This is a genomic window from Streptomyces cylindrosporus (genome assembly GCF_022698165.1).
In the GTDB taxonomy this organism is placed as follows: Bacteria; Actinomycetota; Actinomycetes; order Streptomycetales; family Streptomycetaceae; genus Streptomyces; species Streptomyces cylindrosporus.
Genome location: NZ_JALDAY010000018.1, coordinates 56,621 through 71,098 on the forward strand (window position 1 = coordinate 56,621; position 14,478 = coordinate 71,098).

Consider the following 14,478-nt stretch of genomic DNA (forward strand, 5'->3'; position numbering starts at 1 on the left):
ATTCCGGCGAGAGGGTGAGGTCGGACATGAAAGGCTACGTGTTCCACGGTCCGGGACAGGCCGCCTGGGAAGAGGTCGCGGACCCGGGCATCCAGGAGGCCACCGACGCGATCGTCAGGGTCGACGCCGTCACCATCTGCGGAACGGACCTGCACATCCTCAAGGGCGACGTACCCGAGGTGCGCCCGGGCACGGTGCTCGGGCACGAGGCGGTCGGCGAGATCGTCGAGGTCGGCGGCGATGTGCGCACGGTGCGGCCCGGGGACCGCGTCCTGATCTCCTGCATCAGCGCCTGCGGACGCTGCCGCTACTGCCGGGAAGCCATGTACGGCCAGTGCCTGGGCGGGGGCGGCTGGATCCTCGGCCACCTGATCAACGGCACCCAGGCCGAGTACGTCCGGGTTCCGTACGCCGACCTCTCCGTGCACGTGCTGCCCGGCGCGGTCCGGAACGAGGAGGCCGTACTGCTCGCCGACATCTTCCCGACGGCCTACGAGGTGGGCGTGCTCAACGGCCATGTGCGCCCCGGAGACACCGTCGCCGTCGTCGGGGCCGGTCCCATCGGCCTCGCCGCGATCGCCACGGCCCAGCTGTTCGCCCCCGAACGTGTCGTCGCCGTGGACCTGGCCGCGTCTCGCCTGGAGGCGGCGAGGAAGCTGGGCGCGGAGGCGGTGGCCGACGCGAGCGAGGGGCCGGAGCAGCTGATCGCCGACCTCACCGACGGACTCGGGGCCGACGTGGTGATCGAGGCGGTCGGCGTGCCGGAGAGCTTCGAACTGTGCACGCGCATGGTGCGGCCCGGCGGACACGTGGCCAACGTCGGCGTGCACGGCAAGCCGGCCACGCTCCACCTCGAAGACCTGTGGATCAAGAACGTCACGATCACCACGGGCCTGGTCGACACACACTCCACGCCCACCCTGCTGCGGATGGCGGCGGCGGGCCGGCTGCCGACCTCGCAGCTGGTCACCCACGGCTTCCCGATCGACAGCATGGAGGAGGCGTACGAGGTCTTCGCCCACGCGGGCGAGACCGGCGCCCTCAAGGTCGTGCTCGGCGGGCCGCAGCGTGAGATCGTCCCGGTGTCCACGCCATGACGGGCGGCCGGCACCGGGCGGGGGCCCGCGGTGCGGGCCCCCGGATGGCGCGGCTCACGTCCGGTAGTGCCGGTGATCGTCGTGATCACCGATGAAGTGCCGTTCCTCGATGACGGTCTCGCGTTCGCCGGGCCGCCGTACCGTCCCGGGCGTGCTCATGAAGACGATCAGGCCCAGGATGCCGGCGCCCATGAGGACGAAGCCGACGACGAAGGAGCTGTATCCGAAGATCAGGCACGCGCCGACCACGGCCGCGCCGATCAGGATGAGAGGGACCATGACTGCCTTCCTTCTGTCGGTATTGCCTCGGCCCGGACATGCAGAAACGATCCGGTAACTCTCAGTGTCGACGTGGTGTACGCACCGGCCCAGAGACTGTCCGGGCACCGGCCCGGGCCGAGTGGCCCCGGGCCGAGGGTCGAATCACCCCTGCTGAAGCACGGCCACCGGTGTCACGGTGGAGTCGGAGCTCTGTGCCCAGTTCTCGCGCGGACCGATGAAAGGCGGTGGGGACGATGGAGCTGCCCCTGGTCGTGGGCGTCGACGGATCGGACGGGAGTCTCACGGCGGTCGACTGGGCCGTGGACGAAGCGGCCCGGCACGGGCTGCCGGTGCGGCTGGTGTACGCCTCGTTGTGGGAACGCTACGAGGGTGGCGTGCCGTCCGACGGCCCCGGGCGTCCCTCCGAACGCGTCATGGCGGAACATGTCGTCGCCTCCGCCGCGGAGCGCGCCCGGCGGCGCAATCCCGAGGTGAAGGTGTCCGCCGAGGTGGTTCCCGAGGACGCGGTGTCCGCGCTCCTGGACGAGGGGCGCAACGCCTCCTTCCTGGTGACCGGTTCCCGTGGCCGGGGCGAGCTGGCCGGACTGCTCCTCGGCTCGGTCGGACTGGCCGTGGCGTCCCGGGCGCACGGTCCGGTGGTGGTCGTCCGCGGCGACAAGGCCGCACTGGCGGGCACCCATGAGCGCATCCTGCTCGGCGCCGGCGAGCCGGCGACCGGCGGTGAGGCGGTGCGGTTCGCCTTCCGGGAGGCCGAGGCCCGCGGCTGCACCCTGGACGTGGTACGTGCCTGGCGCTGCCCGGCGCACGAGAGCGCGGACGACCCCCACCTGGCCCAGGATCCGGCGCACCGCCACGAGCAGCGCGCCTCCGAACTCCTCGACCGCCTGCTGGAGGAAGCCGTGCTGGACCACCCCGGTGTCCGGTTGCGCACCGTCACGGTCGAGGGCCCGGCGCGCAGGGTGCTGCTGAACCGCTCCGCCGCCGCGGACCTGCTGATCGTCGGAGCGCAGCGCCGCAAGGGCCACATCGGTCTCCAGCTCGGCCGGGTGGCGCACACGCTGCTGCATCACGCCGACTGCCCGGTGGCGATCGTGCCGCAACAGGCGTGACCGTGCGCGGCCACCTCGGAGAACCGGTCGGGCGGCAAGGAGGGCCGAAGTGACGAGCTGGACCTGGGAGTACGAGGGCTACGAGCCCGCCGACGTGCGCCTGCGGGAGGCGCTGTGCACGCTGGGCAACGGGTGCTTCGCCACGCGCGGAGCGCTGCCCGAGTGCGCCGCCGACGAGGTGCACTATCCGGGCACCTATGTGGCGGGCTGCTACAACCGCCTGACCTCCGACGTGGCGGGGCGACAAGTCGAGAACGAGGACATGGTCAACCTGCCGAACTGGCTGCCCCTTCGCTTCCGCCTCCCCGGCGAAGCCTGGCTCACCCCCGACACCGCGACCGTCGACGAGCACCGGGAGACCCTGCACCTGTCCTCGGGTCTCCTGGAGCGCCTGACGCGCTACGGCCTCGGCGAGGGACGGGCGCTGACGGTGCGCCAGCAGCGGCTGGTCCACATGGCCGACCCTCATCTGGCCGCGCTGCGCACCGAGTTCACGGCCGAGGGCTTCACGGGCCGCCTCGACGTCAAGGCGGCCCTCGACGGCTCGGTCACCAACGCCGGCGTACCCCGCTACCGGGACCTGGACGGCCGCCACCTCACCCATCTGCACACCGGTACGGCGGCCCCGGACACCGTCTGGCTGCGCTGCCGCACCCGCACCTCGGACATCCGCATCGGCATGGCGGCCCGCCTGGCCGCCCCCGTCCCCGCGACGATCAGCCACGAAAGCCCGCGCGCCGTACAGCGGTTGAGCCTGGAGCTGGAGGCCGGGCGGACCCTCACCGTCGACAAGACCGTCGCCCTGCACACCTCGCGCGACCCGGCGATCAGCGACCCGCTGTTCGCCGCGGTCGACCGGGTGACCCGGGCGCCGGGCTTCGAGGACCTCCTGGAGTCCCACCTCACCGCCTGGGACCAGCTGTGGCGCCGAGCCGACCTCGACGTCGACGGCAAGGCCGGCACCATCCTGCGGCTGCACCTCTTCCACGTCCTGCAGACCCTCTCCCCGCACACCGCCGACCTCGACGTCGGCGTGCCCGCGCGCGGGCTGCACGGCGAGGCGTACCGCGGACACGTCTTCTGGGACGAGCTGTTCGTGCTGCCGTATCTCAACCTGCACTTCCCCGAGGTCTCCCGCGCCCTGCTCCGCTACCGGCACCGCCGCCTCGAACAGGCCTGCACCGCCGCCCGCGAGGCGGGCCGACGGGGCGCGCTGTACCCCTGGCAGAGCGGCAGCGACGGCCGCGAGGAGACCCAGCAGCTGCACCTCAACCCGCGCTCCGGGCGCTGGCTGCCCGACCACTCCCGGCTCCAGCACCACGTCGGCTCGGCCATCGCGTACAACGTGTGGCAGTACTGCGAGGCCAGCGGCGACACCGAGTTCCGGCACACCAAGGGCGCCGAGATGCTGCTGCAGATCGCCCGCTTCTGGGCCGACTCCGCCGTCTACGACGAGACCCTGGGCCGCCACCGCATCAAGGGCGTCGTCGGCCCCGACGAGTACCACGACGCCTACCCCGGCGCCACGGAGCCCGGCCTCGACGACAACGCGTACACGAACGTCACGGCCGCCTGGGTGCTCGCCCGCGCCCTGGAGCTGCTGGAGTCGCTGCCCGAGCCGCGCCGCCGCGAACTCGTCGAGCGCACCGGCCTGGACGGCGGCGAGCTCGAACAGTGGCAGGACGTCTCCCGCACCCTCCACGTGCCTTTCCACGAGGGTGTCATCAGCCAGTTCGAGGGCTACGGCGACCTCGCCGAGCTCGACTGGGACGGCTATCGCGAGCGATACGGCGACATCCGCCGGCTGGACCGGATCCTGGAGGCCGAGGGGGACACCGTCAACCGCTACCGGGCGTCCAAGCAGGCGGACGTCCTGATGCTCGGCTACCTCTTCGGACCCGCCGAACTGCAGGGACTGTTCCGCCGGTTGGGGCTGCGGCTGGACGAGGACACCTGGCGGCGCACCGTCGACCACTACCTGCGGCGCACCAGCCACGGCTCCACGCTCAGCGGGCTGGTCCACGGCTGGGTGCTGGCCCGGGCCCGGCGGGCCGAGGCGTGGAAGTTCTGCCTGGAGGCCCTGCGCGGCGATGTCGCGGACGTCCAGGGCGGCACCACCGGCGAGGGCATCCACCTCGGCGCCATGGCCGGCACCCTCGACCTCGTCCAGCGCGGACTGACCGGCCTGGAGACACGAGGCGGGGCGCTGTGGCTCGACCCGGTGCCGCTGCCGGAACTGTCCTCGTACGGGTTCGCACTGCGCTACCAGGAGCACTGGGGCGTACGCCTGCGCCTGGAGCGCGGGCTGCTGGAGATCGCGGTGCCGTCGTCCGACGGCTCGCCGATCGACATCCGGCTGCCGGACCGCGCGGTCTGCCTGAAGCCGGGGGACACCGGCCGCCTCGTGCTCGGGGAGTGAGCGACGACGGGGCCGCATGGACCCCGGGCGAGACCGGACGGCCCATGCCCGCCGGTTTCCGCGGGTGTGACGCTGGCCGTGTGGAGGAGTCCGCACGTACGACCCGCCCAAGCGGCCCGTCGTACGCCCGAATGAAAGGAAGCGGCCCTGATGTACTGGAACGGACATGACATGAACGGCTGGGGCTGGTTCACGATGTCGGTCGGCACGGTCCTGCTGTGGGCCCTGCTCATCGGCGCCGGCGTCCTGCTCTTCCGCGCCCTGAACCGCACCCCGCCGCCCCCGCCCGGCCCCACCCCGACCCCCGCCACCCCGGAGCGACTGCTGTCCGAGCGCTTCGCCCGCGGGGAGATCGACGAGGAGCAGTACCGCCGGAGCCTGGCCGTGCTGCGCGAGAACGGCCCCACACTCACCAAGAACTGACCGCGGAGGTACGCCCCATGCCGACGCAACCGCTCGACACGTCGAAGCTGAGGGACCTGGTGAGCGCCGCCACGGCCGCGCCCTCGCTGCACAACGCGCAGCCGTGGCGCTTCTGCCACGATCGGGCGAGCGGCGCCCTCGAACTCCGTGCCGACCTGGGACGGGCCATGCCGCACACGGACCCCGACAACCGCGCCCTCCACCTCGGCTGCGGCGCTGCACTCCTCAACCTCCGGGTGGCCGCGGCCCACAGCGCCCTGCACACGGAGACAGCGCTTCTTCCCGACCCGGCCGACCGCGACCTGCTCGCCGTGGTGCACCTCACCGGCACCGGCCGCCCCGACGCGGACCTCGCGGTGCTGTTCCCGGCGATCGCCCGCCGGCACACCAGCCGCCATCCCTTCCAGGACCGGCCCGTGCCGCCCGCCGTTCAGGACGCGCTGAGCGACGCCGCCCGGCTGGAGGGGGCGCGGCTCGTCTTCCCGAGCAAGTGGCACGTGGAGGCCCTGCTGGAGCACGTCCGTGACGTCGAGGGACGCGACAGCGCGGAGCCCGAGCGGCTGGCGGACGTGCAGCGGTGGACCCGGACCGGGGCCGAGGCCGCCGACGGGATCCCCGAGCGGGCCTTCGGGCCCAGCAGGCGGGGCGGGCGGGCCCCGGTCCGCGACTTCGCCGGACGCCGAGCCGTGCCCGGCCGTGCGGCGGCCGTCTTCGAGACCACCCCGCAGCTGGCCCTGCTGGGCACCGGCCGGGACCGCCCGGACGACTGGCTGCGCGCCGGACAGGCACTGGAGCGGGTCCTGCTGCTGGCCACCCTCGACGGACTGGCCACCTCCCTCACCTCCCACTCCCTGGAACACCAGGACCTGCGCGAACTGGCCCGCGACCCCCGCTCGGCCCTGGGCTTCGTCCACATGGTCCTGCGCCTCGGCTACGGCCCCGCGGGAACCGCGACCCCACGCCGTCCCGTGGACGAGGTGCTGGAGGTCCGCTGAACGGTCGAAACGCCGGTGAACGTCAGCGGGCCGGGCGGGCCTCCGGCTCGGGCTGTTCCAGGTGCGTGGCCAGCACCGCGGCCTGTACGCGGCGCTGGACGCCCAGCTTGGCCAGCAGCCGGGAGATGTGGTTCTTGACGGTCTTCTCCGACAGATACAGCCGCTTGCCGATCTCGCGGTTGGTCAGGCCGTCCCCGATCAGCGCGAGGATCTCCCGTTCGCGCGGGGACAGGCCCGCGAGCTCCGGCGCGACTTCCGGCGCCTCGGTGGGCTCGGCGCGCAGCGAGCGCATCAGCCGGGCCGTCGTCGCCGGGTCCAGCATCGACTGGCCCGAGGCGACCGTGCGCACCGCCGAGACCAGGTCCGAGCCCCGGATCTGCTTGAGCACATAGCCGGAGGCCCCGGCCATGATCGCGTCGAGCAGCGCGTCCTCGTCGTCGAACGAGGTCAGCATCAGCACGGCCAGTTCGGGCATACGGTCGCGCAGCTCGCGGCAGACGGAGATGCCGTCGCCGTCGGGCAGGCGTACGTCCAGGACGGCCACGTGCGGCCGGACCGCGGGCGCGCGGACGAGGGCGTGCTCGACGTTCTCGGCGTCGCCGACGACGGAGATGTCCGTCTCGGCGTCCAGCAGGTCGGCAAGCCCCCGTCGGACCACCTCGTGGTCGTCGAGCAGGAAGACGCGGATGGGATCCTGCGCCGTGAAGGTGCGTGTCTCGGTCATGTCGGCCTCTTGTTCCCCGGGAGTGTGACGCACGGACTGCGGGCCGCCCGTCACGAGGATCATCACCCGGTGGGACCGGACGCACTAGGGCCGACCGGCCCCACTCCTGGTGACGGTACCCGGACCGGCCGCGGCTCAGTCGCCGGACCGCTCCGGTCCGTCGAGCGCGAACTGCACGTCCACGACGCCCTCGACCGCCCGGACCAACCGCGCGGCCACGGGCACGAGCGAGGTGTCGTGGACCCGGCCGCCGAGGGTCACCACGCCGTCCCGGACCTCGACCAGTACCGTCGACGCCGGGGCGGGGAACAGGTACGAGACGATCTCCCGCCGTACCTCCTCGGCGATGTCCTCGTCCTCCCGCAGGAACACCTTGAGCAGGTCCGCGCGGCTGACGATGCCCTCCAGCCGGCCGTCCGCGTCGACGACGGGCAGCCGCTTGACCCGCGCCCGCGCCATCTCACGTGCCGCCTGGGCGAGCGTGGCGTCCGCAGGGACGGTGAGGGCGGGGGAGGTCATCAGCTCGCCCGCGGTGACCGAGCCGGCCTTGGCGAGGTCGGACAGCCTGCGCAACTGGGTGTACCGGTCGGGGTCGCTGTCCCGGAACTCCTCCTTGGGCAGCAGGTCCGCCTCCGACACCACCCCCACGACCCGGTTCCCGCCGTCCACCACGGGCACCGCGCTGACCTTGCGGTCCTGCATGGTCCGCACGATGTCCTTGAAGGCGGCGCCACGGCCGACGGCGGCGACGGAACGGGTCATCACGTCGCTCACGATGTGCACGGACGCGTGCACGACGCGTCCTGGATCGCTCTGGTTCACCGCGCACTCCCGCTGCCGTAGGGGGCGTACAGGTCCAGCAGCCGGACCCGGGCCGCCTGCAGCCGGTGGGCGACGACCCTGCCGACCCACTCCGCCACGGTGCGGCCGAACGCCGGGTCCTCGTCGCAGACCGTCCGCACGGTGGTGGCGTCGAACTCGTACGCCCGCACCGGCGAGGACGCCTCGGCGCCGAGCTGCCAGGTGTGGGGGGCGTACAGCCAGGACCAGCCGACGAGTTCGTTGTGCCCGAGGGACTCGATGACGGCGGCCCGGCGGCCGGGCACCCGCATGTCGAGGTCGACCGTGCCGGTGCGGATGATCCAGAACCGGTCGGCGCGACCGCCCTCCTCGAAGAGCCGGGAGCCCTCGGGGAACGAAACCTCCCGGGCGAGTCGCATGAGCCGCTGCCGGTGCTCGGCGGGCAGCGCCCGCGGCAGGCTCGTGGTGGCGGGAGCGTTCATGGGGTGCCTCCAGTAAGGCGTACGGAGCTACCACTTCCAGCGTGGGCCCGGGTGGCGCCCGGTACCAGGGGCCACCCGGCCCTGGGAACGGGCCGCCCGGCAGGCCGCGCCACCCCAGTGGCACCCTGTGCCACCCGGCGTCCGGCGGTTCGATGGTGGTGAGAGAGCCACTCCGTGCAGCGGAAAGGGGAGGAACACCATGGGTACCAGCCTGACGCCGGAGTTCTGGCGGCAGTTCGCCGTTCTCCTGGTGATCGCCATGACGGTCACCTTCGTGCTCAGTGCGGCGCTCGACGCGCTGTACCTGCGGTCGCGGCAGCGCCGCGCCGTCCGGCGGGCATCGGGCACCGGGACGACCGGGACGACGATCCGTGGTCCTCAGCGTCCGTCCGGCCGCCCGCTCGTGAAGAGCTGACGCGGCTAGCCCCTGCGGCTCCACTTGCGGTACGCGGCCACGGCGGTCGGCAGGGTGGGAAAGATCAGGTCCCGGCCCACCGCCTCGGCCAGTCCGTACGCCTCCAGGTCGTCCAGGAGGTCCTGCTTCACCCGGGCGAGGGCGAACACGACGCCCCGGCCGGTGAGTTCCCGGCGCAGGTCGTCGACCGCGTCCAGGGCGGTGATGTCCACCTCCACGTTCGCCTCGGTGTTGAGGACGAACCAGCGGACCGGGCCGGTCTGTTCGTCCACCGCGGCCAGGGCCCGGCGGTGGAAGTCCTGGGCGTTGGCGAAGAACAGCGGTGAGTCGTAGCGGTAGACCAGCAGGCCGGGGACCGTGCGGGCCTGCGGGTAGTCGTCCACGTCGTGCATGCCGGCCACCCCGGGCACCAGCCCCTCGACGGCGTCGTGGGGCCGGGCCACCCGGCTCAGCAGCTCGGCCACGGACATGCCGACGGCGACCAGCACCCCGTACAGGATGTCCAGGGCGAGCACCCCGGCCAGACAGCCGAGCGCGAGCAGCAGTTCGCGTCTGCGGAAGGACGCCAGGCGGCGGAAACCCGCGAGGTCGATCATGCGGACGGCCGCGTACACGACGAGTGCGCCCAGTACGGCCGAGGGGGTTCGGGTCAGCAGAGGGCTGAGGAAGAGCAGTACGGCGAGCACCGCCGCACCCGCGACCAGGGAGTACACCTGGCTGCGCGCGCCGGCCGAGGAGGCCAGCGCGGTGCGGCTGGCGCTGCTGCTCACCGGGAAGCCGTGCAGACAGCCCGCCCCCAGGTTGGCCGCACCCAGTGCCAGGAACTCCTGGTTGGCGTCGAGCGGCGGGCCGTTCTCGCCGCCGGTGAAGGCGCGCGCGGTGAGGATGAAGTCCGTGTAGGCGACGAGCAGGATGCCCAGCGCGGGCAGCACCAGATGCGGCAGCTCGGTGAGGTCCGGCAGCGCGACGGCGGGCAGCCCGGCCGGGACCTCGCCGATCACCTTGATGCCGAACCTCTCGTCGAGGTCGAGGGCGGCCACCGCCGCGGTACTCAGGACGACCGCCAGCAGTGGGCCGGGGACCGCGCGGGTCAGCCGCGTCACCGTGAACAGCAGGGCGAGGACGACGGCGGAGAACAGCACCGTGGCTGGGTGCGCCTGGCTCAGATGCCGTACGAACGACCACAGTTGGGGGAAGAACTCCGAACCCGTCGTGTCCACGCCCGTCAGTTTCGGCAGCTGGTCCACGATCATGATCAGGGCGACGCCCGCCAGATAGCCGATCAGGACCGGGCGGGAGAGCAGGTCGGCGAGAAAGCCCAGGCGCAGCGCCCAGGCCGCCAGGCACAGCAGGCCGACGGTGAGCGCGAGGGCGGCGGCCAGGGCGGCGTAGTGCCCGGGATCGGCGCCGGCGAGCGGGCCCACCACGGTCGCCGTCATCAGTGCCGTGGTCGACTCGGGGCCGACGGAGAGCAGCCGCGAGGAGCCGAGCAGCGCGTACACCGCGAGGGCGGGCAGGATCGCCCACAGACCGGCGACCGGCGGCAGCCCGGCCACACCCGCGTACGCCATCACCTGCGGCACCAGATAGGCGGCCACCGTCAGACCGGCCAGCGCGTCGCCGCGCAGCCAGGACCGGCGGTAACCGGTCAGCACGGTGATCCCGGGCACCGTACGGCTCCACCACGACCCGTGGGACATGCAACTCCTCTCACCGGCTGCCTCAAGAATCCATCGCGGCCGCTGCCACCGCGAGAGATCCGCTCCCCGCAGTCCAACAGGACCAGCGGAAAGGGCCGTTCAGCCCCACCGGGACCGACCTTCGGCATCAGGCCGGGCACGGTGACGCGGAGCATCGTCGGGAGTGCGAGAGGCAGAGCCTGCCGACCGCGGGAGCGTGGCGGGCCCCCTGCACGGGGGCCCGCCACGCGGGTGTGTTGGGCCGGTCGGTCCCGGCCGGGGACATGCGGCCCCTGCAGCACGGCCGTTCGAGAGCCGACGCTGGAGACAGATCACGATCAGGAGGCGGAATCATGGTGCGCACCGTTGTCGCAGGTCTGGACGGCTCGGCCGAGAGCCGCGCCGCGGTGGAGTGGGCGGCCCGCGAGGCGCAGTTGCGGGACCTGCCGCTGAACATCGTCCACGTGTGGGAGCCCGTCCCGGAGCCCATGGCGCAGGCCCCCCTGGTCGGCGCGGAGACCCAGCAGCACTGGACCGAGCGGATTCCGCGCGAGACCGCCGAGGGCGTCCGGCTGCGTCACCCCGGCCTCGAAGTGACCATGGAGCAGCCGAGCGGCCGGCCCGCAGACGTGCTGGCCGAGACGGCACGGGACGCCGAACTGCTCGTGCTCGGCTCCCGCGGGCTGAGCGGCATCGGCGGATTCCTCGTCGGATCCGTCGGCCTGGGCACCATCGCGCACGCCGAACGCCCCGTGGTGCTGGTGCGGGCCGGGGAACAGGCCGCCGACGAGCACGAGCCGGACCCGGCGGGCATCCCGTCCGCCGCCACCGCGTACCGGCCCGTCGTCCTCGGCCTCGACCCCGCCGCCCCTGACGAGTCCGTGATCGAGTTCGCCTTCGACGCGGCCGCCCGGCGCAGCACCGTCCTGCGGGTCCTGTACGGCTGGAACCTGCCGCCGTACTACACCTACGGCCTGTCCGCCGACCCGGACTACCACGACGAGATCGCCCGGCAGCAGTCGGCCGCTCTGGCCGATGCCGTGCGCCCCTGGCGCCGGAAGTACCCGGACGTGGAAGTGGTGGAGGAGTCCCGGGCCGGCAGCGCGGCGAACTACCTGGTCGACGTCTCCTCGGGGGCCTCGCTGGTCGTCGTCGGCCGTCGCGTCCGCCGCAACCCGGTCGGTTTCCACATCGGCCCCATCACCCACGCCGTCCTGCACCACGCCACCGCACCCGTCGCGGTCGTCGCCCACAACTGACACCGAAACCCGAGGAGTTGAACCATGAAGGCAGCGGTCGTACGAGCGTTCGGCGAGCCCCTGGTCATCGAGGAGCACCCTGACCCCGAGCCCGGCCCCGGCCAGGTCCGCATCCGTGTCGAGGCCTCCGGGCTGTGCCACACCGACATCCACGCCGCCCACGGCGACTGGCCCGTCAAGCCGAACCCGCCGTTCGTCCCCGGCCACGAGGGCGTCGGCCTGGTCGAGAAGCTCGGCGCCGGCGTCACCCACCTGAGCGTGGGCGACCGGGTCGCCGTGCCGTGGCTCGGCAGGGCCTGCGGACGGTGCGAGCACTGCCTCTCCGGCTGGGAGACCCTGTGCGAGCAGCAGATCAACACCGGTTACGGCTGTGACGGCGGGTACGCCGAGAAGATGCTGGCCTGGGCCGACTTCGCCCAGCCCGTGCCCGAGGGCGTCAGCGCCGTCGAGGCCGCCCCGCTGACCTGCGCCGGCGTCACCACGTACAAGGCGCTCAAGGTCGCGGACGTCAGGCCGGCCCAGCTCGTGGCCGTCTCCGGCGTCGGCGGGCTCGGGCACCTGGCCGTGCAGTACGCGAAGATCGCCGGAGCCACCGTCGCCGCGATCGACGTCACCGACGAGAAGCTCGAACTGGCCCGGGAACTCGGCGCCGACATCACGATCGACGCCCGCAAGGAGGACGTCGGCGAGGTCCTCAAGGGGCACGGCGGCGCCCACGCCGCGATCGCCCTGGCCGTGAACGAGGCCGCGTTCGGCGCCGTCAACTCCGGCCTGCGGCGCGGCGGCAAGCTCGTCATGGTCGCCCTGCCGGCGCACGGCACCATACAGGTCCCGATCTTCGACACCGTCCTCAACGGGACGAGCGTGATCGGCTCCATCGTCGGCACCCGGCAGGACCTCGCCGAGGTCTTCCGGCTGCACGCGGCCGGCCGCACCAAGGTCATCTGCGAGACCCGTCCGCTGGCCTCCGTCAACGAGTCCATCGACGAGGTGCTGCGCGGCCAGGTCAAGGCCCGGATCGTGTTCGACCTCGGCGCGGGACGGTGAGGACGATGGACCTGCCCCTGGTCGTCGGCGTGGACGGCTCCGAGCCGAGCCTGCGGGCCGTGGACTGGGCGGCCGACGAGGCCGTGCTGCGCGGGATCGGGCTGCGGGTGGTGTACGCCTCGCTGTGGGAGCGCTACGAGGGCGGCTCGCTCTCGGAGGACCTCGGCAAGCCGTCCGAGGAGGTGCTCGCCGAGGACGTCGTCGAGAGCGCCGCCCGGCGGGCCCGGGAGCGCCACCCCGACCTGAAGGTGACGCCGGTGGTACTGCCGGAGGAGCCCGAGTACGCCCTGGTGCACGAGGGACGGCAGGCCTCCGCGGTGGTCGTGGGCAGCCGTGGCCGCAGCGGCGTCGCAGAGTTCCTGCTGGGCTCCGTCAGCCTCACCGTCGCAGCGCAGGCCGACTGCCCGGTGATCGTGCTGCGCGGCAATCAGGACAAGCAGGCGGTGCCCGGCACCCACGGCCGGGTCGTCCTGGGCGTGGGGGAGGACGGCGCCGAGTCGCCGGCCGTGCGCTTCGCCGTGGGCGAGGCCCAGCTGCGGGGGGTGCCTCTGGAGGCCGTACGGGCCTGGCGGTGCCCCGCGCACGAGACCACCGACCACCCGCTCATGGCCGGCGAACCCGCCCGGCTGCACGAGCAGCGGGCGGCGGAGGCCCTGGACGGGGCGCTGCACGACGTCCCGGCGGACGCCGATGTGCACCGGCGCACCGTCGAGGGTCACGCCCGCCGCGTGCTGGCCGACCTCTCGCACGACGCCGACCTGCTGGTCGTGGGCGCCAAGCGCCGGGAGGGGCACTTCGGGCTCCAGCTCGGCCGGGTCACCCACGCGGCACTGCACCACTCGGCCTGCCCGGTCGCGGTCGTACCGGGCCCGGTGCGACCGAAGTGACCCGGCTACAGGCTCGCCGCGTGATCGGGGACGTACGTCTGCAGATCACGCGGCGGGCGCTGGTAGCCGGTCGACGCCGGCCGCTCCGGCAACTCCAGCACCGGCGGTGGAACGTCGTGATAGGGCAGGGAGCCCAGCAGATGGGCGATCATGTTCAGCCGCGCCCGGCGCTTGTCGTCGCTCTCCACCACGAACCACGGCGCCTCACTGATGTCCGTGTGCACCAGCATCTCGTCCTTGGCCCGGGAGTACGCCTCCCAGCGCGTGATCGACTCCAGGTCCATCGGCGACAGCTTCCAGCGCCGTACCGGATCGTCCAGCCGGCGCCGGAAGCGCTCCTGCTGCTCGGTGTCGCTCACCGAGAACCAGTACTTGCGCAGCAGGATCCGGTCCTCCACCAGCATCCGCTCGAAAATCGGGCATTGCCGCAGGAAGAGTTGGTACTCCTCCTTGGTGCAGAAGCCCATCACATGCTCGACGCCGGCCCGGTTGTACCAGGACCGGTCGAACAGCACGATCTCCCCGGCGGCCGGCAGATGCTCCACGTACCGCTGGAAGTACCACTGGGTGCGCTCGCGCTCCGTCGGCTTGGGCAGCGCCGCGATGCGCGCCACCCGCGGGTTCAGATGCTCCGCCACCCGCTTGATGGTGCCTCCCTTGCCCGCCGCGTCCCTCCCCTCGAAGATGACGACAAGGCGGGCGCCCTCGGCGCGCACCCACTCCTGAAGCTTCACCAGCTCCGTCTGCAGCCGCAGCAGTTCCTTCTCGTACGTCTTGCGCGGCAGCGTCGCCGCCTTCTTGCCGGCCATGCCGCCTCCACCACCCGCTGAGCCACGTCGATGACTTCCGGAGTCAATCC

Annotated in this window: 15 protein-coding genes; 9 read left to right on the forward strand and 6 right to left on the reverse strand. The window is 72.7% G+C overall.

Annotation, left to right across the window (positions count from 1 at the left end):
- Nucleotides 1-26 precede the first annotated feature (26 nt).
- Nucleotides 27-1,097: a zinc-dependent alcohol dehydrogenase family protein gene (locus MQP27_RS44770; RefSeq protein ID WP_242776612.1), complete on the forward strand. Its 1,071-nt coding sequence runs from the start codon at nt 27-29 to the stop codon at nt 1,095-1,097.
- A gap of 54 nt (nt 1,098-1,151) precedes the next feature.
- Here MQP27_RS44770 and MQP27_RS44775 read toward each other — a convergent pair whose 3' ends face one another.
- The gene (locus MQP27_RS44775; RefSeq protein WP_242776614.1) at nt 1,152-1,376 is read right to left on the reverse strand and encodes a hypothetical protein; all 225 of its coding nucleotides are present in this window, start codon (nt 1,374-1,376) and stop codon (nt 1,152-1,154) included.
- Nucleotides 1,377-1,612: 236 nt separating this feature from the next.
- Here MQP27_RS44775 and MQP27_RS44780 point away from each other — a divergent pair, with 236 nt between their 5' ends.
- The 4 genes from MQP27_RS44780 to MQP27_RS44795 all read left to right on the forward strand — a co-directional run bounded on the left by MQP27_RS44780 (nt 1,613) and on the right by MQP27_RS44795 (nt 6,325).
- A complete protein-coding gene (locus tag MQP27_RS44780; protein ID WP_242776616.1) occupies nt 1,613-2,488 on the forward strand; it encodes a universal stress protein in 876 nt (291 codons plus the stop codon).
- 49 nt (nt 2,489-2,537) lie between these two features.
- Nucleotides 2,538-4,907 (forward strand): glycoside hydrolase family 65 protein, encoded by a 2,370-nt coding sequence (locus tag MQP27_RS44785; RefSeq protein ID WP_242776618.1) that lies wholly within the window; start codon nt 2,538-2,540, stop codon nt 4,905-4,907.
- A gap of 150 nt (nt 4,908-5,057) precedes the next feature.
- Nucleotides 5,058-5,330 carry an SHOCT domain-containing protein gene (locus MQP27_RS44790; RefSeq protein ID WP_242776620.1) on the forward strand — a complete coding sequence of 91 codons (273 nt, stop codon included), beginning with the start codon at nt 5,058-5,060 and terminating at the stop codon, nt 5,328-5,330.
- 17 nt (nt 5,331-5,347) lie between these two features.
- A complete protein-coding gene (locus MQP27_RS44795) occupies nt 5,348-6,325 on the forward strand; it encodes an Acg family FMN-binding oxidoreductase (RefSeq protein ID WP_242776622.1) in 978 nt (325 codons plus the stop codon).
- 22 nt (nt 6,326-6,347) lie between these two features.
- Here MQP27_RS44795 and MQP27_RS44800 read toward each other — a convergent pair whose 3' ends face one another.
- The 3 genes from MQP27_RS44800 to MQP27_RS44810 all read right to left on the reverse strand — a co-directional run bounded on the left by MQP27_RS44800 (nt 6,348) and on the right by MQP27_RS44810 (nt 8,332).
- On the reverse strand, nt 6,348-7,049 hold the full coding sequence (locus MQP27_RS44800) for a response regulator (RefSeq protein ID WP_242776624.1): 702 nt from the start codon (nt 7,047-7,049) through the stop codon (nt 6,348-6,350).
- Between the two features lie 135 nt (nt 7,050-7,184).
- Nucleotides 7,185-7,844, reverse strand: a complete 660-nt coding sequence (locus tag MQP27_RS44805; RefSeq protein WP_242776910.1) for a CBS domain-containing protein — start codon at nt 7,842-7,844, stop codon at nt 7,185-7,187.
- A 23-nt stretch (nt 7,845-7,867) separates the two neighbouring features.
- Nucleotides 7,868-8,332: a cyclic nucleotide-binding domain-containing protein gene (locus MQP27_RS44810; RefSeq protein WP_242776626.1), complete on the reverse strand. Its 465-nt coding sequence runs from the start codon at nt 8,330-8,332 to the stop codon at nt 7,868-7,870.
- 199 nt (nt 8,333-8,531) lie between these two features.
- Between MQP27_RS44810 and MQP27_RS44815 the strand changes: the two genes are divergently transcribed.
- Nucleotides 8,532-8,747: a hypothetical protein gene (locus tag MQP27_RS44815; protein WP_242776628.1), complete on the forward strand. Its 216-nt coding sequence runs from the start codon at nt 8,532-8,534 to the stop codon at nt 8,745-8,747.
- 5 nt (nt 8,748-8,752) lie between these two features.
- Here MQP27_RS44815 and MQP27_RS44820 read toward each other — a convergent pair whose 3' ends face one another.
- Entirely contained in the window at nt 8,753-10,447 is a 1,695-nt protein-coding gene (locus tag MQP27_RS44820) for a SulP family inorganic anion transporter (protein ID WP_242776630.1), read from the reverse strand.
- Nucleotides 10,448-10,779: 332 nt separating this feature from the next.
- Between MQP27_RS44820 and MQP27_RS44825 the strand changes: the two genes are divergently transcribed.
- Genes MQP27_RS44825 through MQP27_RS44835 form a run of 3 tightly spaced genes read left to right on the forward strand, consistent with a single transcriptional unit; the run spans nt 10,780 to nt 13,619 of the window.
- Nucleotides 10,780-11,685: a universal stress protein gene (locus MQP27_RS44825; RefSeq protein WP_242776632.1), complete on the forward strand. Its 906-nt coding sequence runs from the start codon at nt 10,780-10,782 to the stop codon at nt 11,683-11,685.
- A gap of 24 nt (nt 11,686-11,709) precedes the next feature.
- Nucleotides 11,710-12,732: an alcohol dehydrogenase AdhP gene (gene adhP, locus MQP27_RS44830; RefSeq protein ID WP_242776634.1), complete on the forward strand. Its 1,023-nt coding sequence runs from the start codon at nt 11,710-11,712 to the stop codon at nt 12,730-12,732.
- A 5-nt stretch (nt 12,733-12,737) separates the two neighbouring features.
- The gene (locus MQP27_RS44835) at nt 12,738-13,619 is read left to right on the forward strand and encodes a universal stress protein (RefSeq protein WP_242776636.1); all 882 of its coding nucleotides are present in this window, start codon (nt 12,738-12,740) and stop codon (nt 13,617-13,619) included.
- Nucleotides 13,620-13,624: 5 nt separating this feature from the next.
- Here the strand turns inward: MQP27_RS44835 and ppk2 are convergent, their stop codons facing one another.
- A complete protein-coding gene (gene ppk2, locus MQP27_RS44840) occupies nt 13,625-14,428 on the reverse strand; it encodes a polyphosphate kinase 2 (protein WP_242776638.1) in 804 nt (267 codons plus the stop codon).
- Between the last annotated feature and the right edge of the window lie 50 nt (nt 14,429-14,478).

Coding starts and splice junctions, on each gene's coding strand:
- MQP27_RS44770 (WP_242776612.1), top strand. CDS start 27: ATGAAAGGCTACGTGTTCCACGGTCCGGGACAGGCCGCCTGGGAAGAG.
- MQP27_RS44775 (WP_242776614.1), bottom strand. CDS start 1,376: ATGGTCCCTCTCATCCTGATCGGCGCGGCCGTGGTCGGCGCGTGCCTG.
- MQP27_RS44780 (WP_242776616.1), top strand. CDS start 1,613: ATGGAGCTGCCCCTGGTCGTGGGCGTCGACGGATCGGACGGGAGTCTC.
- MQP27_RS44790 (WP_242776620.1), top strand. CDS start 5,058: ATGTACTGGAACGGACATGACATGAACGGCTGGGGCTGGTTCACGATG.
- MQP27_RS44795 (WP_242776622.1), top strand. CDS start 5,348: ATGCCGACGCAACCGCTCGACACGTCGAAGCTGAGGGACCTGGTGAGC.
- MQP27_RS44800 (WP_242776624.1), bottom strand. CDS start 7,049: ATGACCGAGACACGCACCTTCACGGCGCAGGATCCCATCCGCGTCTTC.
- MQP27_RS44810 (WP_242776626.1), bottom strand. CDS start 8,332: ATGAACGCTCCCGCCACCACGAGCCTGCCGCGGGCGCTGCCCGCCGAG.
- MQP27_RS44815 (WP_242776628.1), top strand. CDS start 8,532: ATGGGTACCAGCCTGACGCCGGAGTTCTGGCGGCAGTTCGCCGTTCTC.
- MQP27_RS44820 (WP_242776630.1), bottom strand. CDS start 10,447: ATGTCCCACGGGTCGTGGTGGAGCCGTACGGTGCCCGGGATCACCGTG.
- MQP27_RS44825 (WP_242776632.1), top strand. CDS start 10,780: ATGGTGCGCACCGTTGTCGCAGGTCTGGACGGCTCGGCCGAGAGCCGC.
- adhP (WP_242776634.1), top strand. CDS start 11,710: ATGAAGGCAGCGGTCGTACGAGCGTTCGGCGAGCCCCTGGTCATCGAG.
- MQP27_RS44835 (WP_242776636.1), top strand. CDS start 12,738: ATGGACCTGCCCCTGGTCGTCGGCGTGGACGGCTCCGAGCCGAGCCTG.
- ppk2 (WP_242776638.1), bottom strand. CDS start 14,428: ATGGCCGGCAAGAAGGCGGCGACGCTGCCGCGCAAGACGTACGAGAAG.